Genomic DNA, 21,534 nt, shown 5'->3' with positions numbered 1-21,534 from the left:
CGCGAGTTGTCATGAGGTATTACGCAATAAGCCCTGTGGAATACAGGAAAATAAGGATTACGAAGACAGGAACCACATAGCGCAGCAACGTGAGCCACACCTTGTTCATGCCCGGATGCAGATCCGCTTCCTTCGCAGCTGTCTTACTCATGTAACCTACGAATAACGTAACCCCTAATCCAGCAATCGGAAGGAAAATATTCGATGCAATATAATCGAACAAATCAAACAGATTGAACCCGAATAGCTTCCATTCCGCAATTGGTCCTCCTACGGATAGGGAAATCGGAACCGCAATAACCGCTGCTAAGCAGGATAGTACGGTAACTGCACGCCGACGTGTCCAACGAAGATGCTTGATGACGAACGCAATAATAACCTCCAGTACAGATACGCAAGATGTCAACGCCGCGAATGCGATCAGCAAGAAGAAAAAACCACCAAGTACATGACCAAATGGCATATTAGCAAAAGCTGCTGGCAGTGCTACGAAGATGAGCCCTGGACCTGCTGCTGGCTCAAGCCCGTACGAGAAAGTCATCGGGAAAATAATTAGTCCTGCGATTACCGCATAGATAATATTCCCGACACTTACAGCCAGAGTAGCTCTACCTAACGATTGCTCCTTCTCCACATAAGCGCCGTACGTGACCATTGCCCCCATCCCGAGCGATAGTGAGAAGAATGCCTGTCCAAGTGCGACGAGTGTTGATTGAATGGATAGCTCCGAGAAGTCCGGTTTAAGGAAAAACTCGACGCCTTGCTTCGCGCCTGGCAAGGTTAGTGAAACCACCATAAGGACGACCAGCAATACCCCTAGTACGGGAATCAATATTTTATTGAACAGCTCAATGCCCTTAGATACGCCTTTCATGAGCACCCCAGCTGCAATCACAACTGTCACGATCATATAGAAGAGAGGCCAGCCCCCTCCTGAAAATTCATTAAAATATGCAGCAAAATCCGGCTTCTGATATAACGCCCCAGAGAAGGATTCTACCGCATAGTTAAACGTCCAGCCCGTAACAACAATATAGAACGAGTAAATCATAAATGCGGCGATAATGGATAACAGGCCAAAGCTAGCCCATAGTTTACGTTGTTTGACCGCTAAGACTTGAAAGCATGACATCGCATCGCCGCGGCCTGCACGACCAAGAGACAATTCTGCGAGCAGGATCGGAATACCGACCAAAACTAAGCAAATGATAAATACAAATAGGAAGGCTCCTCCTCCGTTGCTTCCGGTGAGATAAGGAAACTTCCACATGTTCCCGATACCGACGGCGCTGCCAATTGCAGCCATAATGAAGCCAAATGATGAGAATTGATCCGAGTTGCTGCGCTGCTGTGACTTCTTTGACATAAATAACCCCTTACCTGTGTATGATCTACGTTGTGAAATGGCACGTGCTCTTCCCATATTTTTTCTATGAGAATGTTTTCACAGTATGCCCCGATTCAATGAGAATAGTCAATAGATAATTGCATACAATCCATGCCAATTCCACCCAACCGCAGTAACGAACATATGCTGTAACGCGTTATTGAACAGACGGACACCCGGATGCGGCTTGCTTAAGACGCCACGCATGTTACAATAGCAACAGGAATTTATGATAAGGGAGATAAAAGATCTCATGACAAAACCATTTAGCAAATTAGGCATCCGAACGGAACTCGCCTTGAAACTGCAGGAGCTCGGGATTACATCCCCGACTCCGATTCAAGAAGAGTCCATTCCTTTTATACACAATGAACACGATGTGATCGCCGAAGCACAGACAGGAACGGGAAAGACGCTCGCATTCGTACTGCCGATGCTCGAGCGGATCAATGTGAACAACGATGGCGTGCAAGGTCTGATCTTGACCCCAACACGCGAGCTTGCCATTCAGATCACGACCGAACTCAAGAAGCTGGCCCCCGTCGTGGGTGCACGCGTGCTCGCGGCTTACGGCGGACAAGATGTTGAACGCCAGCTGCGGAAGCTAGAAGGCGCGGTTCATATCGTCGTAGCGACCCCTGGCCGACTGCTCGACCATTTGCGCCGCGGATCGATTACGCTCGGCAAGCTGAAAATGCTCGTGCTCGACGAAGCCGACCAAATGCTGCACATGGGCTTCTTGACGGAAGTACAGGATATTATTGTCCAGACGCCGACACGCCGTCAGACGCTCCTCTTCTCGGCAACAATGCCGCTGCAAGTGCGTCAATTGGCGCAAGCGTATATGAAGCAGCCGCACCACGTGAAGGTTGAAGCGAAGCAAGTGACGGTCGAGGAGATTACTCAAATCGCCATGCAGGTCACAGACCGCTCGAAGTTCAACGACCTGTGCACCCTCATTGATCAGCAGCGTCCGTATCTCGCGGTCGTGTTCTGCCGGACCAAGCGCCGTGCAAGCAAGCTGAATCAAGAGCTGCAGGAGCAAGGCTATGCATCAGACGAGCTGCATGGCGATCTTACGCAAGCGAAGCGTGAGCAAGTCATGAAGAAATTCCGCGAGGCGAGGCTGCAAATTCTCGTCGCGACTGATATGGCGGCGCGTGGACTGGATGTAGAAGGCGTCACACATGTCTTCAACTATGACATTCCTGCGGATGCAGAGCTCTACATCCATCGGATTGGACGGACGGGCCGCGCCGGCAATACCGGAACAGCGATTACGTTCGTGACATCGCATGATCGCGGGGCGCTCGAAGCCATCGAGCGCGGCATTCGCATGACGCTGCCGAAGCGCCAGCTTGGCGCCTCAGGGCTTGAGCGCACGGGCGATGCGAAGGCGTCCCAAGCGAAGGCGGGCCGCCAGAGCCGCTCGGACGCGCCGAAGGCGGGTCGCGGCGGCGGTGAGCGCCGTGGCGCTGGACGCGGCAACGCAGGCCGCGGGACGCAGCGCGAGGAGCGCAGCGGCGGGCGCGCAGCGGCGGGCGCTGGTCGCGGCGAACGCGACTCCGGGCGCGCGGCGCAAAGCGTGGGTCGCGGGGAGCGTGACTTCGGGCGCGCAGCGCAAAGCGCGGGTCGCGGGGAGCGCGACTTCGGGCGCGCAGCGCAAGGCGCGGGTCGCGGCGAACGCGACTTCGGGCGCGCAGCGCAAGGCGCGGGTCGCGGGGAGCGCGACTTCGGGCGCGCAGCGCAAAGCGCGGGTCGCGGCGAACGCGACTTCGGGCGCGCAGCGCAAAGCGCGGGTCGCGGCGAACGCGACTTCGGGCGCGCGACGCAAAGCGCGGGTCGCGGCGAACGCGACTTCGGGCGCGCAGCGCAAAGCGCGGGTCGCGGCGAACGCAGCAGCAACCGCGGAGCGCAGCCAGCTGGCCGTGGCGGGCGCGATAACAGCCGCGGGCGCCAAGAGACTGGCCGCGGTGGCCGTGGCAGCAGCGGCGGACGTGGGCGTAGATAAGCACATCGCCTAGCACAGGATAGTTAGCCCTCTATCATGGATAATTTACATTAAATTATGGCAGATAGCTCGCCGACAGCGTGTTATCCTGTATTTTTGCACGAACTTCGGCCATATAAGCGGAGAATGAAGCGATATATGTCTTCTATCCTGCACAAATACAATATAGAGGTGCAATAACCTCCATTCAGCGTCTTATCCTGGATAGAATCCAACATAAACGCCGATACATGCTCCATCTTGACTCACCACAACAAAAAAAATACCCTCCGCATCCTACCCGCTCATTCGCGGAAGTATGATGCTAGAGGGTGTTTTTTCACATGCGCTCCTTATTCCGGCATATTCCCGACGCTTGGATCAGTCACATACGATCGTAGCCTTCCTTCATAGCATTCGCCAGTTTCTTGTGATTCTATGTGCCATCGGCCTGGTGGTCGGTTAAGGTTCCATTACGGATTCCATTTAGCCCGGTCCGAAGCAATGTTCAAGATACGGGCATCGGCATTCCGGAAGCCGATCTGCCCTATCTATTCGACCGCTTGTACCGCGTCGAGAAATCCAGATCTCGTCAGTATGGCGGCAGCGGGTTGGCCTATCCATCGTGTCCAAGCTCGTCGAGCTGCATCATGACCAGATCGAAGTGCAGAGCCGATATGGAGAAGGCGCGTGCTTTATCCTCATCTTGCCCTGCCATCCGGTCTCGGCCGCATGAGCGGACCCCCGTTTACTGTTTCTCTCCAAAAATCTGCTCGGCCAGCTTCTTACCTGTCGGTGTCGCGGCCAATCCGCCGCGAGCCGTCTCGCGCAGCGCGCTCGGCATACCTTGTCCGATGCGGTACATCGCTTCGATGACTTCATCCGCCGGAATTCGGCTCTTAATACCTGCGAGCGACATATCTGCTGCGACCATGGCGACCGCCGCTCCCATCGCATTCCGCTTCACACAAGGGACTTCCACGAGTCCTGCTACGGGATCACAGACGAGACCGAGCAGATTCTTCAGTGCAATCGCCATCCCGTGAGCCGACTGCTCCGGCGTACCACCTGCCAATTCGACGAGCGCTGCCGCAGCCATTCCTGTCGCAGAACCAACTTCCGCCTGACAACCGCCTGCCGCACCAGATACGGACGCATTGTTCGCAATGACGAACCCGAACGCCCCGGCAGTGAACAGGAAATTCACCATTTGCTCTCGTGTCGGCTTAAGTGTCTCCCGAACCGCGAACAGTGTCCCAGGTACGACCCCTGCCGACCCTGCCGTTGGCGTCGCGCAGATCATCCCCATCGCAGCATTCACTTCATTCGTCGCAACAGCCTTCGACACCGCATCGAGAATGAACGGCCCGGACAATGTATTGCCTTTAGCTATATACTGCTGCATCAGGACCGCATCTCCGCCCGTCAATCCCGACAAGGAATGTACGCCTGCGAGCCCTTTATCCACCGCCTGTTCCATCACGTCCAAGTTCCGCTCCATTCGAGCGACGACAGCTTCACGGCTGAGCTCCCCAAATTCCATCTCCTGCCGAATCATTACTTCTGCAATCGAAATGCCCTGACTTTCTGCTTTTTCTACGAGTTCTGCTACATTTCGGAACATGTCACTTCGACTCCCCTCATTCGAATGTTGCATTGCATGACTAGCCTCTAATTTGTTAAGGACTCATCCGCGTCACTTGTGTTACATGATCGAGCTTCCGAATCTCATCCAGAATTGCATCCTCTAGATTCTGATCTACCTCAATGACCATCAGTGCCATCTGTCCTTTTTCCTTCCGCGACACTTCCATATGCCCAATGTTCACATGATGGTGTGTCAGGATGTTCGTTACCCCGGAAATAACCCCATATCGATCATTATGAAGCACCAGAATCGCTGGATACATCCCGTTCAACCGCAGCTTGAAGCCATTCAGTTCCGTAATTTCTACTTTGCCGCCCCCGATCGAAACCCCAATTACTTCGAGGGATCCCCGCTCATCTTCGAGACGAATCTTCGTCGTGTTCGGATGCTCCGGCACCGCTTCTTCTTTATGGAACTCCACAATAAGTCCCGCTTCCTTCGCCAATTGCAGTGAATTAGGAATCCGCTCATCATTGGTATCAAAATCAAGCAATCCCCCAACAATCGCCACATCTGTCGCATGTCCGCGGTACGTCTCTGCAAAAGAACCATACAAATGAATATCCGCCCGCTTCGGTTCCCGCCCGAACACACTCCGAGCCAGCCGGCCAATGATTGCAGCACCTGCGGTATGGGAACTCGACGGACCCACCATGATCGGCCCAATAATGTCAAATACACTGTTATACTTCATCCCCGCTCACTCCTTCTTCCGTTCGGAAATTCAAAAAATCAACTTTTTGAATTCTTACTTATAGTTAAAATAAACTCAATCTGCCCGCGATACCCCTGTTAACTTATAGCAACGGAGAGAACAGCCTTGCTGCCGATTCCAAGAACCGAACAACCACCTTCTTACTCGCGAACTTCTCCGAATCAATCCGGCTGGCAAACGTCATGTCCCGTTCGAAATCCTGCACCATTCTCTGCACACTTGCGGTACGCACCAATAGCGCATTCACCTCGAAATTCAAATGGAAGCTGCGCATATCCATGTTCGCCGTACCAATCGATGCCGTCTCGCCATCAATAATCATCAGCTTGGAATGCAAGAAACCGCGTTCATATTCGTAAATCTCAACGCCCGCATCGATCAATCCGCTGAAATACGAATGGGATGCGAGGAACGGCAACCATTTATCTGGTTTGGCTGGGAAAAGAATACGAACTTCGATGCCGGACAGCGCAGCGATCCGAAGAGCGCTTAATATATCTTCATCCGGTATAAAATAAGGTGTCGCAATCCAAATCGACTCCTTCGCCGATGTGATCATGGAGAAGAACAGACTTTTCATCGTCGTCCATTCATTATCTGGTCCGCTCGGAATAATTTGCACCGCACCCGGCGTGCTCTCCACGCTAGCAGGAGTGAAATATTCCGGCAGCAGGAACGATTTCCCGGTCATATACTGCCAGTCCTGCATGAAGATAATCTGAAGAGTTCGAACCGCTTCCCCCTTAATTATCATATGCGTATCCCGCCAGAATCCGTACGTCTTGCTGCGGCTCAAATACTCGTCTCCGACGTTCAATCCGCCCATAAATCCGACATTGCCGTCAATCACAACAATTTTACGATGATTACGATAGTTCAGCTTATTCGAGAACGTAGGGAACTTGACCGGCATGAAGGACATCACTTCAATCCCTGCATTTCGCATCTCTTGGAGGAACGAAGACGGCAGCTGATAACTCCCAACCGCATCGTAGAGGAAGCGCACCTCGACGCCAGCTCTCGCCTTCTGCACAAGGATGTCTTTAATCTGCGTACCGATGTGGTCATTTCGATAAATGTAATACTCCATATGGATGTGATGCTGAGCGAGCTCTAGTTCCCGAATTAACGCATCAAATGTTTTCTTCCCATTGGTCAGTACCTCCGTACTGCTGCCTGAGAATGAAATTGTGCTTTTGGCGAGCTTCAAGGATAGGCGGAACATCTTCTGCTGATCCTCGCAATAATCCTTAATTTCCTCTTCATTGCGAAGAATTTGCTGCTTGTAATGCTGATAGGCCTCCTGATCACGCATCCCTTTCTCCAAGTATTTGCGCCGTTTGCTCCGGTACGTCTGACCAAAGATCAGGAAAAAAACAAACCCAACCACCGGCAATAATGCTAGCAGCAAAATCCATGCCATCGTGCTCGAAGGATGCCGATTCTCCATAAAAATAATAAGTCCAATAAATATCACCGTAAGCGAGGTGGAAATACTGACTACAGCAGGTACGGTATAGCCGAATAGACCAATGCTCGAATATACGAACATCACGCATACGAGGATGAAAATGAGCAATTTCAATATGCGATTCATCTCAATTCCTCTTTCCATGAGGTTGTTCCATTGCAATAATACTATACCCCATGCTGTAGGCCGAGGAAAGAGAACACTACTTCCGTTTTCGCCTCATCCCATGAATCGCATGTCGAATGAAATCCGCGGGGTGATGCAGCAGCATACGCGGACCTGCATATCGCATCACGACACGAATCTCCTCGCGCATGGCCGGCTTGTAACAATGAATGGGACATGCGCCGCAGGTGCTCTTCTGCTCACCGAAGCGGCAGTAGTCAAGCCGTGTATGCGCGTATTGAAGCAGCTGCTGGCATGAATCGCACAGCATTTCCTTCTGATGATGTCTACCTCGACATGCGATTCGAATCATTTGTTCTACCGTCGTTTTCTCTTGTTGAATGCGCGGGCCTGTATTCGCCAAGCTCATTCACGCTCCTTCCGTGTTCTATCGTTCTCAATCTACCTTGAGACCCCTAAGCTCGGCAGTGATTTCTGTCAATCAGGCCGTTGACATTCGAACATTTCGTGTGATATATTGCATAGTGCCTAACGAACGGTAGGTAGACAAAATAAGGAGGTACGTCGTTCATGTCCACAGCAGCTCGTATTCAACAGGTCGCGCTAGAACATTTCGCTATCCATGGATACAGCGGAGCGTCACTCTCGCAGATCGCAGAAGATGTCGGCATTAAGAAGCCTTCGATATATGCGCATTTTAAAGGAAAAGAAGACTTGTTCCTGCATGTCTTGGATGAGGTGCTTCATGAAGAATATCAAGCACTGATCCAATACATGCATGATCATCAGCAAGACTCATTAGAAGAGCGGCTGTATGGCGTCTTAGCTTATCAGCTTAAGCGGTATGAACAGAGCGAAGCCGCGAAATTCCTGCTGCGCGTCTCATTCATTCCGCCGAAAAATCTGTGCGATCAGGTTTCGAAGAAGATCTATGCCCATCTCGATCAATGGGAACAGGCACTTGTCCAGACAATCCAATCATCCTGTGATCTGGGGGAGCTGCGCGGCATTGGAGCGGACCATGCAGCATCCGCCTTCTTATGCCTGTCGGATGGGCTGCAAATCGAATTGCTGTACAGCGGACAAGAGCGATACAACCGCCGCCTTAAAGCGTCGTGGAAGGTTTTCTGGAGAGGAATATCTTCAACTTAGAACAACAGATGGGGGAATCAATCATGAATAAGCATTGGCTCATGGTGCTGATCGCATCCATGCTTGAAGTGGTCTGGGTATCCGGACTGAAGCATGCATCGACCTGGTACGAGTGGCTTGGCACCATTATTGTAATTGCAATTTGTTTTACGGTCTTCATGCGGGCATCCAAAGCGCTGCCACTGGGGACGGTCTACGCCGTATTTACGGGGCTGGGGACGGCCGGAGCGGTTATCGCGGAAATGTTATTTTTCGGAGAACCTTTCAACTTGGTCAAGATCCTGCTGATTGCCTTGCTCGTTGCAGGCGTCGTCGGTCTCAAATCCATTACCAAACCAAAGGAGGCTGAGGCGTAATGGCTTGGTTATCTCTAATTGTTGCGGGATTCTGTGAGGTGGCCGGCGTCATGGCGATCAATAAGATCAATCGCGACGGCAAACTCGTCTCGTACTTGCTCTTGGCGATCACCTTCGCGTGCAGCTTCGGCTTCTTGTCCTTCTCGATGCGTACGATCTCCATGGGGACGGCATATGCGGTATGGACCGGCATCGGCACAGCAGGCGGCGCACTGCTCGGAATGTTCTTCTACGGTGAGTCCAAAGAGTGGCGCCGAATTCTATTCATCTCGATGGTCCTCTGCTCCGCGGTCGGCCTGAAGTTGTTAACCTAATCGTTTGCAAACCTGGCTGGCATCCTCTATGCTATAAGCGATAGATTCCGTAATCTGTAAATGAGGTGTGCGAGCCAAATGGGTAAATGGGGAACAACAATCATCTTCATCGTCATCGCTGCGATCTTAACGTATATCATTCCTTTTAATTCGTATTTCCGTAATGTAGACACGATGATCCATGAATTTGGGCACGCGCTCGTCACCTTGGTGTTGTCGGGCAAAGTGCTCTATATTCATTTATTCAATGATCACAGCGGCGTTACCTATTCCGAAGTGTGGGACTCGTGGAGATTCATTCCGATCTCACTCGCTGGGTACATCACGGCATCGTTGTTCACGGCGCTCCTGTTCGCCCTGTATGCGCGCGACAAAGCACGTGCAGGATTAATTCTGCTAAGCGTCATCACATTGATCAATTTAATTTTCTTCATTCGCAACGGCTTCGGTGTCTTCTGGGCGATCGGATTCCTCGCGATCAACCTCTTCATGTTGTGGATTCCTTGGTTGCTCGTACGTGAACTCTATTTCGTTCTCATTGCATTTATTTGCTTGGTCGAATCCGTCTTTGCCCCGGTATATCTGGTGTTCACGGCAGTCACTTCGCCCGGGTATGCGGGGGATGCCGCGAATCTGTGGGAGGCAACTTATATCCCTGCCGTCGTCTGGGCTTTATTGTTCGCGATTGTCGCAATAGCTTGTGCACGATATGCATTGGGACAATTTATGAGAGAATTCCGCAAGCCCTCCCAACCCCGGAAAATTATGAGGACGCAATAATTTGTTTGATCTTTGGCTTCATGCCTTTGCTTAAATCGATGAAATCCCGATCGATCTGAACGAGCGGATAGAACGGATCGATCGGATTCATCATCACGATCGTTGCGACGCGCCCATCGGACAAGACCGCTTGATTCCCGATCAGCGACTGCATCAGCTTATGGACGAAGATGCCCAAGATTTGCGGATCCAGCGTCCCGAAGGCATTCAACTTCAATTGCTGAAGACACGCATGAAAAGAATGCGCGCGCTGATAGATACGGTGGGACAATACAGCGTGGAAAATGTCTGCAATCGCGACAATCCGGCTGTAGATATCGATTTTGACCGCACCAATGCCGAACGGATAACCACTGCCATCCTGCCGTTCATGATGCTGAAGCGCGACGAGCATTTGTCGATGGTTCATTCCGACGGTCTCAATCAGCATTTTATAGCCGAAAATCGTATGTTTCCGCATCAGCAACCTCTCTTCATTCGTCAGTTTCCCCGGTTTATTCAGAATCTCCTCTGGAATCCGAAGCTTCCCTATATCATGCAGCAGAGCTGCCATTGCTAGCGGCGTCAACTCCGCCTCGTTCATACCCATCCACTTCCCGATGACGGCAGTGATTATGCCTACTCCGATCGGGTGCCGATATAGATAATCATCTTTGGATTGAAGCGCTGCGAGCAGGCTAGCGATATTCGTCGTTTCTGCTGCTTCCAGGAGCATAGGCAAGAAATGCTTCCGCATGTCGAACAGCGGGATCTTCTTCGTCGGGAGCATCCATCCGGTCATATCCTTCATCACGGCCACACTCGCATCAATCCGTTTAGCCCATACATGGTCTGGATCGCCAGCGAACGCAGATATCGATTCCATTGTTAGATGTGTATGTCGCATCATACGAGTCCCTCCTTCCCTGTTTACCTTCTACTCTACCAACGCTATCTCTCAAATTTCTCACAAAACCATTATCGCCATTATCGATCTTGTGAGAATTTCGTGAGTATGGAATGATACAATGAATGGGATGGTAGTCAATTGGATGGGGAGATACGTTTGCGAAAAAGTCATTTTAGTCCGCTTGTCGGCATTTTATTTATATTTGTTCTATCGATCGCCTTGTTTGCTGGGGTGTATTCACTTAGTCTAACTCCTGCTAACGCGCCTAAAGCGGAACATGGTCTATTAGATCTCACGAAATGGGATTTCGATAAGGAAGGTGTCATTAGTCTTAACGGAAATTGGACGTTCTACAAAGATCGATTGCTAGATCCGGAAGCTTTGGGCGGCTACCGCAGCCCCGAAGCAGCCTCCATCGACTTGCCCGTGCCCCAGAGCTGGTCCGGTGACCCGGCCCCCAACCAGATGAGCAAGAAAGGATTCGGGACCTATCATCTGGAGATTCTCGTGCCGGGCGAGGAACGGATATACGGGATCAAGGTGAACAACATTCGCATGTCGCATCGTCTTTACCTGAATGGCAGACTCCTCGGAGAGAGCGGTGACCCGGCAAGCGAAGCTGAGCGGCACACGCCGGGAAATACACCGTACACCGCCTATTTTAATGCAAAAGGTCCGAAGATCGATATCGTCATCCAGACAGCGAACTTCGTATTCGTCAATGGCGGGATCGTCAATGCGATTCAATTCGGGCGTTATGAGGATATCAATACGCTGAGCGGGATACAGCTCGGGTCCAGCTTGGGGACGATTCTCGTCTTAGGGATGTTCGGCATCTACCATATCAGCTTCTATCTCTTGCGCCGCAAGGAGAAGCCTTATCTCTACAGCGGTATGTATCTACTAAATCTGCTTGTTACTCACCTTCTGCTCGGAGAGAAGATCGCACTCCGCTTTCTGCCTGAGTTGCCGTTTATGTTCGCCTACAAGACGCTGGAGTTCAGTGAATTCCTGGGGCCGATTCTGATCAACATCTTCTTCTTCTCCATTGAACCGAAGCTGATGTCCAGACGAAGGCTGCTGCTCTTGATCTCACCGCTAATCGCTTATCTGCTTGCGGTTCTGATCTTGCCTTATCCGGTCTTTATCGATATGAAGGTGTACGGATTCCAGTATTTAGCTGTCGTCACATTATTCTTATTCGGTCGAATGGTCTATCTCTTCCTTCGCAAGGAACAGGCGGATGCAGACCGTAAAGAATTGATTCTATTCATCGGTTCCGTGCTCTCCTTAGGCATCTATCTCGTATTCAGCGTACTCTACGCCGAATATCAGGTGCGAAGCGAATTATTCGGTTTTCTCGGCATTCTCGGGTTCATTATCTTCATGAACATCCTGCTCGCTTTGCGGTTCACGAATGCGTACGAGAAGACGGAAGTGCTCACGCATCAACTGAAACTCTCGAACCGCTTAAAGGATGAATTTCTAACGCATACGTCCCATGAGCTCAAAACGCCACTTCACGGCATTATGAATATTACCTCTCATCTGCTGGATGACGAGGAGAAGATGCTGACCAGCAGGCAGAAGCAGAACCTATGGCTGATCAAGGATACCTCGCTTAAGCTGTCGATGCTGATTCAAGATCTCATTGATGTCACCCGTCTCAATCATGGAGAGCTTCGTCTCTACCCTACGGCTGTCGATCTGAAAGTCGTCGCTCAGATTGTGCTCGAAGTGCTGCAATTCGAACTTCATGGGAAACCGGTCCAATTTATCAACGATGTGGATGCTGATATCTGGGTCATGGCAGATGAGAATCGTTTACGTCAAATTCTATACAATCTCGTTCAGAATGCGATCAAGCATACCGATGCGGGCTACATCAAAATTCAGGCGTTACAGACAGATTCGGCTGTCCTGATCAGCGTGGAGGATACCGGAACAGGCATCCCGGTTGAGCGGCATGAGACGATTTTCAACGATTATGGCCAGCTGGATGCTTTCTTGACCCAGGAGGAATATACGCATGAAGGGTTAGGGCTCTATATTAGCCGGAAGTTGGTCGAGCTTATGGATGGAGAGATTTACGTGGAATGGTCCTTGCTTGATATGGGGAGCCGATTCACCTTTACGCTGCCAGCCGTGGAGCACTTCCTTCTGCAAGAGGGGACGAACTGGAAGCAGACAGCCGCGAGCCGTGAAGAGATAGACAACGAGCCGTTAGATATTATGAATCAATATGAGCATACCGTGCTCATTGTCGACGATGAAGTCGAGAATATCCACACCTTGCGCAGTATTCTGAATCGCAACCAGTATAACGTCATTACTGCGTTCTCGGCCGATGAGGCGATGCTCAAATTAAGCAGCAGCTCACAGATTGACCTCGCCATTATCGATATGATGATGCCGAAGGTATCCGGTATCGAGCTCAGTCAGCTCGTTCGGGCACAATATTCGATCCTAGACCTTCCTATTCTGTTCGCCACCGCCAAAGATTCAACCAAAGAAATTGCGCTCGGCCTGCGCGCAGGAGCGAATGATTTCATTACCAAACCGTTCGAGACAGAGACTTTAATGGCGCGGGTACAGAATTTAATTTCGATGAAAAAAGCGATTCGGGAAGCCATTCAGAATGAACTCGCTTTCCATCAAGCCCAGATTAAGCCGCATTTTCTGTATAATGCGCTGAGCAGTGTCATCTCCTTCTGCTACACAGACGGGGAAAAAGCTGCAGATTTGTTATCGATGCTGAGCCAGTACTTGCGTTACATTCTGGACATGGACCGGACCCGGCTATTCGTCCCTCTTCATCGGGAGCTCGAACTAATCGATGCCTATGTCGAAATCGAAAAAGCTCGTTTTGGGGAACGGTTCGATTATATTGCATATGTAGACGATGCCTTGCTTGATGTGGAAATCCCGTCATTATGCATCCAGCCGTTAGTGGAGAATGCAATTCGCCATGGTCTATTCGAGAAAGAGGGATACGGTCACGTGACCTTAAAGATCTCCGAAGGCGATCAGTATATTAAAATTACAGTTGAAGATGACGGTACGGGGATCGCCGACGATCGGCTGTATTATCTACAGGCAGGCAATGGGCGTAATGGCGGTATTGGCCTTCACAATATTAAGAGACGAATCGCTTCGATTCCAGGCTCCTCCCTATCGATTCATTCCGAGCTTGGCAGCGGAACGCAAGTCACCATGTATTTGCCAATGAAGCAGGAGGAATCTCACGATGAGCTATGAGGGACGCAGCATAATGGAGGGGAATACCATGTTCAAGACCATTATCGTTGAAGACGAAAAGCCCATTCTTGAATTAATGAAACATGTTGTTGGCCAGAACCCTCACTATTCAATCGTTGGTGCATACAGCAATCCGTTGGAAGCGCTCGACAACATCTTAGCCCTTAAGCCCGATGTTGCATTTCTGGACGTTGAGATGCCGCGGATGAACGGCCTTGAGCTGGCGCACATGATCAATGAAGTTTCGGAGCATACGCAGATCATCTTCACGACAGCCTATAAAGATTATGCCCTAGATGCCTTCCAAGTCCAGGCGACGGATTATATCTTAAAACCTGTGACGAAAAGCGCGATCGAGCGTGTAACGAATCGATTACATAAGCAGCGAATTGCCGTCATACCTCCAGCTGCGCCAGTGAATAAGGCGGTTATCATCCGATGTTTCGGCGGGCTGGAAGTTCGAAATCCACGCGGGGAGCTCGTACGCTTCCCCACGCGCAAGACGGAGGAGCTCTTCGCCTACTTCCTCTGCCACCCGAATAGCGAGGTTAGTAAATGGCATCTGGTTGAATTATTGTGGCCCGAACTTGATGAGGAACGGGTGCTGCATAATCTGCACAATACGTTGTACCGTCTGAAAAAGCTCCTGAAAGAGCAGGAGATTCCACTTGAGATTATTAAAATCAATGAAGGTTATCTGCTGCAAACTCAGCAGCTGACCTATGATCTGCTCGAATTCAAACGTGACCATGAGGCACTGCAGCAAAAAGCGGTGACAGACCTTTCGAAGACGGAACAGCGATGTACGCTTTATCAAGGGCCGCTGTTGGACCGCAAAGAGTATCTCTGGAAAACGGCATTAGAAGAAAAGTTCAGACAGCAATATCTCGCCGCAATGCGCAGCCTTATCCAGTACGACGTAGACAAGCAGAACTGGAAGATGGCCGATCAACGATTCAATCAGTTTCTTAGCATCTACCCGCTCGATGAAGAAATGAATTTATACCTTCTGCAAGTGTATCTCGCAAGTGACCGTAAAGATCAAATGGAGAAAAAATACGCGGAATACAAACGTCAATACACTGCCGAGATGGGCATGGATCTCCCGGAAGAAATCATGAACTGGGGCAAGCTGCATTTTACGGTGTGAACAAAAATCAAAGGCAGAGATCCGTTACATGGATCTCTGCCTTTTTTTGATGGGTATATTAAGCTGGTACGCCGCCGTCAACATCTTCAGCACGGCTTGGCGTGTTATAGACGTTCACGTCCAGATCTTTCGTGACTTTACTAGTGACAAGTCCTGCTGTCATCGAACCACTAACGTTCAGTGCTGTGCGGCCCATGTCGATCAATGGCTCAACCGAGATCAGAAGACCCGCTAGAGCAACTGGCAAGTTCATGGTCGACAATACGATGATCGCTGCGAAAGTTGCACCACCGCCCACGCCAGCTACTCCGAAGGAGCTGATCGTTACGACTGCGATCAAGGTTGCAATAAAGCTGAAGCTGAATGGATCAATACCAACCGTCGGAGCAATCATAATCGCGAGCATCGCTGGGTAGATCCCTGCGCAACCATTCTGCCCAATGGATAGGCCAAAGGAGGCTGAGAAGTTCGCGATGCCTTCCGACACGCCCAGCTTCTTCACTTGCGTATCCACGTTGAGCGGCAATGCGCCGGCACTGGTACGGGATGTGAACGCGAAGGATAATACAGGCAATGCTTTACGTACATAAGTGACAGGGTTCAATCCATTCACCGCGATGATAATCAAGTGAATGATGAACATCACGATCAGTGCGACATACGATGCGATGACGAATTGACCGAGCTTAGCAATTTCAGCATAGTTTGTCGTCGCCGTGACCTTGGCAATCAAGGCAAGGATACCGTAAGGCGTTAGTCGTAATACAAGTGTTACAATGCGCATAACTACGGCATAGACAGCTTCCACGAACTTCGTGAACAATTCCGCTTCCGCCGGTTTCTTCTTCGCGATGCCGCGAACTGCAATTCCGATGAATGCTGCGAAGATTACGACCGCAATCGTCGATGTTGGACGCGAGCCAGTCATATCATCGAATGGGTTGGATGGAATGACGTCCAAGACTTGTTGAGGAATCGTCTTATCTTCCACGTCAGCGAGTTTGCCGTTCAAGTATTCGCCGCGCTTCTGTTCCTTCTCCCCTTGCTCAATGTTCACAGTTTTCAAGTTAAAGCCGAGTGCCGCCGAAATACCAACTGCAGCAGAAATAGCTGTTGTGAATAGTAGTAATCCAATAATTAATGTACTAAGCTTCCCTACACCGCTCTTCGCTTTGACTTTAATGATCGCAGAGATGATCGATACCATGATTAGTGGAATCGCAACCATCTGCAGTAACTTCACATAACCGTTACCTACAAGGCTAAACCAATCTACAGAATCTTTGATGACATCCGACGATCTTCCGAAGATCAACTGAAGTGACACCCCGAACAGAATTCCGAGTCCAAGAGCCGTAAATACCCGTTTCGAGAAACTGACATGCTTCTTCTGCATGTACAAGAGTATACCTATTAGTGCGAGTAGAACAACAACATTCACGATGGTTGACAACACTTCCATGTCGAACATCCTCCCCTTATTTTCCTTTAATCTAATGAATCAATCCGGTGATTTGTTATTTGATGAGATTAATCTATCATAATAATTCCGACCTGTAAAGTATGAATTAACAATAAATTTTTGGGATTAAAAAAAGACGAACGATACCGTTCGTCTTCTAGTATATTATCTCGATTTCTTCGCTAGACTTAAAAATGCGCGAATGAACTGCACATAATTTCGGTTCCGCCCGTATAATCCTTGAATCAACCGCAGGAACAGCGGGTATTTGCCCACATAGGGATACCAATGCAGCTCTCCCTTATTCCGGCCTGGATCCTCGATGATCGACTTTTCATGACAGAACATTTGGAGTCCCAGCGAGCCGTGCGAGCGTCCAATACCGCTATCTTTGACGCCGCCAAATGGTAAATTGGGATTGGCTACGCTGACATTGACATCGTTGATGCAGACCGCACCCGAATGAAGCGCTTTGGCAACACGCTTTCCCCGCTCCAGATTGTTCGTCCAGACACTTGCGTTCAGCCCATAGGTCGTACTGTTCGCAAGCTCAATGACTTCCTCTTCCGTATCGAAGGGCATAATACAGAGTACAGGGCCGAATGTCTCCTCCTGCATCACGCGCATACTATGACGGACATGCGTAAGCACGATGGGACGAAGATGCATCGACTTCTTCATCTTCCATTCGACAGGTCGTTCGCCGAATTCAACCACAGCCCCTTGCTCGAGCGCATCATCAATCTGCCCGCGCACAATGTCGATCTGCTTCGCAAACGTCATGGATCCAAGGTCCGTATCTTCGCGCTCGTTTTGCTTCAAGGATTCGAGCTCCCGTTTGAGCCGCGCGATGAACTTATCATAGATGGGCCGTTCGACATAAATCCGCTCAATGGACATGCAGACCTGTCCGCTATTCGCAAGCGATCCCCATACGGCACCGCGTACCGTACGCTCCAGATGGGCATCTTCGAAGACAATCATCGGATCTTTGCCGCCGAGCTCCAGTGTCGTCGGAATGAGCCGTTTGGCCGCTTCGACTTGAATCTTCTTGCCTGTCGCAACCGAGCCCGTGAAGAAGACATAGTTCGGACTCGCTGCCACCAGCGCCGCACCGATCGCGCCGTCGCCTTGAACCACTTGAATAAGCCCCTTAGGGAAGCCGATCGCCGTGAAAATCCGCTCCATCAGTTGGCCGATCGCCGGCGTCACTTCCGAAGGCTTAATGATGACCGCGTTTCCAGCCATCAGTGCACTGAGGACAGGCACCATCGCAAGATAGAACGGATAGTTCCATGGGGAAATCACGAGCACGACCCCTCGCGGCTCATACGCAATATAGGATCGTTTGCCAATCAACGTGATCGGCGTCTTGACCTTGCGGGTCTTCAGCTCCTTAACCGCTGTTCGTTCCGTATGATGAATCCAATCCAGGAGGACAAGCACTTCATTCGTCAGCGCTTCGAGCTTCGGTTTGCCCGTGCTCCAAGACACTGACTGTGCAATCTCATCGGCATGATCGGATATATAAATGCGGAGGGTACGCAAGATGGACACGCGTTCTTGGACCGATTTGCTGCTCCAGTCCTCAAAAGCATCCCAAGCCGCCTCCATAACTTCTTCCACTTGATAAGGCTCAATCGTCTGTATTATTTCTCCTTCCTCACCTGTAGCTGGGTTCATTGCTTTTAACGCGCGCATCGCCATCCCCCTTGAATAAATTGTTATTAAATATCTTATAGCATTTGCGGGTAAAGATATAGATATTTACATGGAAAACTCGGCTTCATCGCATCAAGTAAATGTGCATTTGATGATCGAGGCAAACCTGTGATAGAATCAGTTACATGATTTAAAACCCTGAGAGGATGTGTCCCTATGAACTGGAAAGAAATCACGACAGAGAGCGAATGGAATGATGTATTGCAACGCTCCGCCGAGCGCGGTCAGCTCATTATTAAGCACAGCACCACCTGTCCAGTAAGCGCGAATGCGCTGCGGGAGTTCGACGAATATATCGCAGGCCAGCCGAACCAAGACGTGGACTATACCCTTGTCAAAGTGATCGAGAGCCGTCCGGTATCGAATCAAATCGCCGAAGACTTAGGGGTGAAGCACGAATCCCCTCAAGTTATTTTCATCAAAAACAAAGAAAAATATTGGACGACCTCGCACTGGTCCGTAACCAAAGAACATATTACAGCTGTGCTTGACTAATTTCTTCGCAAAGCCCCGAATCCATGACGGATTCGGGGCTTTTGTATGCCATCACCCTAAGACAATGCCGCCGCTTCCTTCACGCGATCTTGCTGCGCAATCATCTCCGCCAAATAAGGATTCAAGAACATGCCTTCGGGATCAAGCTGCGCACGCAATGCCATGAAGGCTTCCCACTTCGGATACACGGCACGGAACTGCTCCGCCTGCATCGTATGCATCTTGCCCCAGTGCGGTCTTCCGCCATGCCGTCTGCAAATCTCCTCAACTTTTGCAAAATAGGCTGTATACGCCATCCCTCGGTACATATGTACTGCAATATATGCGGAGTCACGACCGTTCGCCGGACTTAGCCACAAATCATCTCCTCGTACATATCGGCATTCGATCGGAAAATGAACAGCATATCGGTGCTGATCTACAGCATCGCGTATTTCCTCTAGTACCAGCTTCATGCGATCCGCAGGGATGCTATATTCCATTTCATTGAATCGCACAAGCCTTGGCGTCGCGAAAATACGGTGGCTGTAACCCACTTCCTGCACATTCGGTACCCCCGCAGCAGATAATCGACTTATCGGCTTACATAGGCGGGGAATGAAGCGGCAGCATTCGGATAGAACCCAAAACAACGCATTCTCCATCAGCATTACTTTCCAATAGCTCCACCGGCTTGGCGTTCCGGGAACTTCGTCCGTCATGTTCGTCAGCTTCACTTGGGCCACATCCGTATACGGGAACCAGTAGAACTCGAAATGGCGATTCTCGCGTTTGAACTGATCCAGCTGGTTCAAGCAGGCCGAGAAAGACATTTTGCTGCTCCGATAACGAAGCGCATACGATGGAATAACGCGCAGCTTCAGCTTCACAATGATGCCGAACATCCCGAGCGACACCTGCATCGCACGAAACAACTCCTCGTGCTGCTCCGGTGTACACTCAAGAATCTCCCCCGCCGCTGTCACGACGGTTATACTAACCGCTTGGGTCGCTATGCTTCCTAGTCGCTCTCCCGTCCCATGCGTACCCGTACTAATCGCTCCCGCAATGGATTGGGCATTAATATCGCCAAGATTCTCCTGTGCGACCCCATGGGCATGCAGCTCTTCACCGAGACGATCCAGCTTCGTGCCGCCCCAGACCTCGGCAATGCCCCGAGCCTGATCTACGGCGATGACGCCTTGCATCCGATCTAGCGAGACCAGCACGTCATCGGTCTGAACCAGCTTCGTGAACGAATGCCCTGAGCCAACGACGCGCACCTTCCTGCCTTCCGCCGCGCATGCTCTAACGACAGCGACCACTTCTTCCACGCTTGACGGAGATACGATACTCTGCGGCACACTGCGCACGAGACCTGACCAGTTCCGCCATACCCTTGTATTACGCGTCTTCAAATCTACAGAAAACATTGACCGTCCCCCCGATATGTCGTGGCTTCGCCAACAATACTGCCGTTTGAAATATAGTAGAGCTGCGTAAATCGTTCGCAGAGTTCACCTGCCTTGCTGTGGCGCATGAAGATCGGGTCGCCGATCTCCAGCTCCTCCGGTCCGTTGTACCGGATCGGCGTCTGGACTTCACCGGCGCCTTCCATCGCAAGGAGCCTCGCGCCTTGCGGCAAATACGGCCGCGGCAGCTTATCGCTGCCTGCCGCGCCCGAAGCGGTGTACCCGCCGCCCAAGCAGGTGTAGAGATCGTCACGCGGCTGGCGTACGATCTCGATCGCGAACCCTGCGGCGGGGAAGAGGGTGAAGTCCCGGTAGTGATCGAACAGACCGGGCGCATAGAACCCGGAGCCAGCCGTGACTTCGGTGACGGCCGGCTCCATGCTGCTCGTATGCAGGCTGCCTGTGCCGCCTGCATTGACGAACCGCAGCGGCGGGAGATCGAGGCGTTCGATCGCCGAGACCAGCTCCGCCCGCCGGGCAGCAGCTTCGCGGATCGAGCGGCGCTTCAGCCGCCGCACGATCGCGTTCTTGAGCGCTTGGCCCGGCACGTGGTCGCCCACGCCAGCCACCTGCGCTTCGTAGCCCATAAGCCCGTCGAGCACGACGTGCTTCGAGCCTGCGATGCGCTGGGCGAGGCTGAGCGCATCAATCGCCCGGCGTATTGGCGAGCGCCATACGCCGAAGTGCAGCCCCGGGACATCGATCGACATATCGATGTCCACGCAGAGCGGCAGCCGTACGCCGTACTTCGCTGCTGCCGCTTCCGCCTGCTCGACATGCGCCTCGCAGTCGACCATCAGCGTGATGCTGCGCCCTTCACGCTGATGCATGGCGACGGACTCCAGCAGGCGCGGGTCCGCCGCAGGATAACCCAGCAGCAAGTCGGTGAAGCCTTGCTGCGCAAGATAGATGGCTTCGGGCACCGTGAAGCACATCACGCCTTGGAACTGCACATTCGCAGCGAAAATGCGCCGGAGCACATCGACAGAACGGATCGATTTGCTCGCAACTCGAATGTTCTTGCCATTGGACCGCACGAGGATGCGCTGTATATTTTCCTGTAATAAATCGAGATCCACGAAAGCAAATGGCATCGGCAATCCCGCACAAGCTTTTTTGTAGTAATGATAATCACGCAAATCTTTCGTCTCCTTTACCGGATAGATGC

General features: G+C 51.2%; 18 protein-coding genes and 1 pseudogene. 9 read left to right on the top strand and 10 right to left on the bottom strand.

What is annotated here, in order from left to right; genetic code table 11:
• Window positions 1–19 precede the first annotated feature (19 nt).
• A complete protein-coding gene (locus GCU39_RS26960; RefSeq protein ID WP_152396290.1) occupies window positions 20–1,366 on the bottom strand; it encodes a sodium-dependent transporter in 1,347 nt (448 codons plus the stop codon).
• 274 nt (window positions 1,367–1,640) lie between these two features.
• On the opposite strand from GCU39_RS26960, the gene GCU39_RS26955 reads away from it, so the two are divergent.
• Window positions 1,641–3,398 (top strand): DEAD/DEAH box helicase, encoded by a 1,758-nt coding sequence (locus tag GCU39_RS26955; RefSeq protein WP_152396289.1) that lies wholly within the window; start codon window positions 1,641–1,643, stop codon window positions 3,396–3,398.
• A gap of 419 nt (window positions 3,399–3,817) precedes the next feature.
• Window positions 3,818–3,946 (top strand): annotated as a pseudogene (locus GCU39_RS32565) (hypothetical protein); the annotation flags it as partial.
• Window positions 3,947–4,125: 179 nt separating this feature from the next.
• Here the strand turns inward: GCU39_RS32565 and sdaAA are convergent.
• The 4 genes from sdaAA to GCU39_RS26930 form a co-directional block, all read right to left on the bottom strand.
• Window positions 4,126–5,001 carry an L-serine ammonia-lyase, iron-sulfur-dependent, subunit alpha gene (sdaAA, locus tag GCU39_RS26945; protein WP_152396288.1) on the bottom strand — a complete coding sequence of 292 codons (876 nt, stop codon included), beginning with the start codon at window positions 4,999–5,001 and terminating at the stop codon, window positions 4,126–4,128.
• A 55-nt stretch (window positions 5,002–5,056) separates the two neighbouring features.
• On the bottom strand, window positions 5,057–5,719 hold the full coding sequence (gene sdaAB, locus GCU39_RS26940; protein ID WP_152396287.1) for an L-serine ammonia-lyase, iron-sulfur-dependent subunit beta: 663 nt from the start codon (window positions 5,717–5,719) through the stop codon (window positions 5,057–5,059).
• 103 nt (window positions 5,720–5,822) lie between these two features.
• Window positions 5,823–7,337 carry a cardiolipin synthase gene (cls, locus tag GCU39_RS26935; protein ID WP_152396286.1) on the bottom strand — a complete coding sequence of 505 codons (1,515 nt, stop codon included), beginning with the start codon at window positions 7,335–7,337 and terminating at the stop codon, window positions 5,823–5,825.
• 76 nt (window positions 7,338–7,413) lie between these two features.
• Window positions 7,414–7,746 carry a nitrous oxide-stimulated promoter family protein gene (locus tag GCU39_RS26930; protein ID WP_152396285.1) on the bottom strand — a complete coding sequence of 111 codons (333 nt, stop codon included), beginning with the start codon at window positions 7,744–7,746 and terminating at the stop codon, window positions 7,414–7,416.
• Between the two features lie 161 nt (window positions 7,747–7,907).
• Between GCU39_RS26930 and GCU39_RS26925 the strand changes: the two genes are divergently transcribed.
• The 4 genes from GCU39_RS26925 to GCU39_RS26910 all read left to right on the top strand — a co-directional run bounded on the left by GCU39_RS26925 (window position 7,908) and on the right by GCU39_RS26910 (window position 9,939).
• Window positions 7,908–8,489, top strand: a complete 582-nt coding sequence (locus tag GCU39_RS26925) for a TetR/AcrR family transcriptional regulator (protein WP_152396284.1) — start codon at window positions 7,908–7,910, stop codon at window positions 8,487–8,489.
• Between the two features lie 23 nt (window positions 8,490–8,512).
• Window positions 8,513–8,845: a DMT family transporter gene (locus tag GCU39_RS26920; RefSeq protein ID WP_152396283.1), complete on the top strand. Its 333-nt coding sequence runs from the start codon at window positions 8,513–8,515 to the stop codon at window positions 8,843–8,845.
• Complete coding sequence (locus GCU39_RS26915; RefSeq protein ID WP_152396282.1) at window positions 8,845–9,159, top strand: DMT family transporter; 315 nt, start codon at window positions 8,845–8,847, stop codon at window positions 9,157–9,159. The genes GCU39_RS26920 and GCU39_RS26915 overlap by 1 nt, the downstream gene beginning before the upstream one ends.
• Window positions 9,160–9,237: 78 nt before the next feature.
• A complete protein-coding gene (locus tag GCU39_RS26910; RefSeq protein ID WP_152396281.1) occupies window positions 9,238–9,939 on the top strand; it encodes a M50 family metallopeptidase in 702 nt (233 codons plus the stop codon).
• Here the strand turns inward: GCU39_RS26910 and GCU39_RS26905 are convergent.
• Window positions 9,923–10,828, bottom strand: a complete 906-nt coding sequence (locus GCU39_RS26905; protein WP_152396280.1) for an HD-GYP domain-containing protein — start codon at window positions 10,826–10,828, stop codon at window positions 9,923–9,925. The genes GCU39_RS26910 and GCU39_RS26905 overlap by 17 nt on opposite strands.
• A 156-nt stretch (window positions 10,829–10,984) precedes the next feature.
• On the opposite strand from GCU39_RS26905, the gene GCU39_RS26900 reads away from it, so the two are divergent.
• Window positions 10,985–14,086: a sensor histidine kinase gene (locus GCU39_RS26900; RefSeq protein WP_227793355.1), complete on the top strand. Its 3,102-nt coding sequence runs from the start codon at window positions 10,985–10,987 to the stop codon at window positions 14,084–14,086.
• A complete protein-coding gene (locus tag GCU39_RS26895) occupies window positions 14,076–15,236 on the top strand; it encodes a response regulator (RefSeq protein ID WP_227793354.1) in 1,161 nt (386 codons plus the stop codon). Before GCU39_RS26900 ends, GCU39_RS26895 begins: the two co-directional genes overlap by 11 nt.
• 58 nt (window positions 15,237–15,294) lie before the next feature.
• Here GCU39_RS26895 and GCU39_RS26890 read toward each other — a convergent pair whose 3' ends face one another.
• Together GCU39_RS26890 and GCU39_RS26885 are read right to left on the bottom strand one after the other, a co-directional pair.
• A complete protein-coding gene (locus GCU39_RS26890; RefSeq protein WP_152396278.1) occupies window positions 15,295–16,698 on the bottom strand; it encodes an L-cystine transporter in 1,404 nt (467 codons plus the stop codon).
• 165 nt (window positions 16,699–16,863) lie between these two features.
• Window positions 16,864–18,399, bottom strand: a complete 1,536-nt coding sequence (locus tag GCU39_RS26885) for an aldehyde dehydrogenase family protein (RefSeq protein ID WP_152396277.1) — start codon at window positions 18,397–18,399, stop codon at window positions 16,864–16,866.
• A gap of 177 nt (window positions 18,400–18,576) precedes the next feature.
• On the opposite strand from GCU39_RS26885, the gene ytxJ reads away from it, so the two are divergent.
• Complete coding sequence (gene ytxJ / locus GCU39_RS26880; protein WP_152396276.1) at window positions 18,577–18,915, top strand: bacillithiol system redox-active protein YtxJ; 339 nt, start codon at window positions 18,577–18,579, stop codon at window positions 18,913–18,915.
• A 56-nt stretch (window positions 18,916–18,971) separates the two neighbouring features.
• On the opposite strand, the gene GCU39_RS26875 is transcribed toward ytxJ, so the two are convergent.
• Window positions 18,972–20,327 carry a D-arabinono-1,4-lactone oxidase gene (locus GCU39_RS26875; RefSeq protein WP_152396275.1) on the bottom strand — a complete coding sequence of 452 codons (1,356 nt, stop codon included), beginning with the start codon at window positions 20,325–20,327 and terminating at the stop codon, window positions 18,972–18,974.
• Entirely contained in the window at window positions 20,315–21,460 is a 1,146-nt protein-coding gene (locus GCU39_RS26870) for an amino acid deaminase/aldolase (RefSeq protein WP_227793668.1), read from the bottom strand. Before GCU39_RS26870 ends, GCU39_RS26875 begins: the two co-directional genes overlap by 13 nt.
• Window positions 21,461–21,534: the final 74 nt, after the last annotated feature.

The organism is Paenibacillus guangzhouensis (assembly GCF_009363075.1).
In the GTDB taxonomy this organism is placed as follows: domain Bacteria; phylum Bacillota; class Bacilli; order Paenibacillales; family Paenibacillaceae; genus Paenibacillus_K; species Paenibacillus_K guangzhouensis.
The sequence above is the reverse complement of the archived record's forward strand: the minus strand, read 5'-3'. Positions and strand labels throughout refer to the sequence as shown.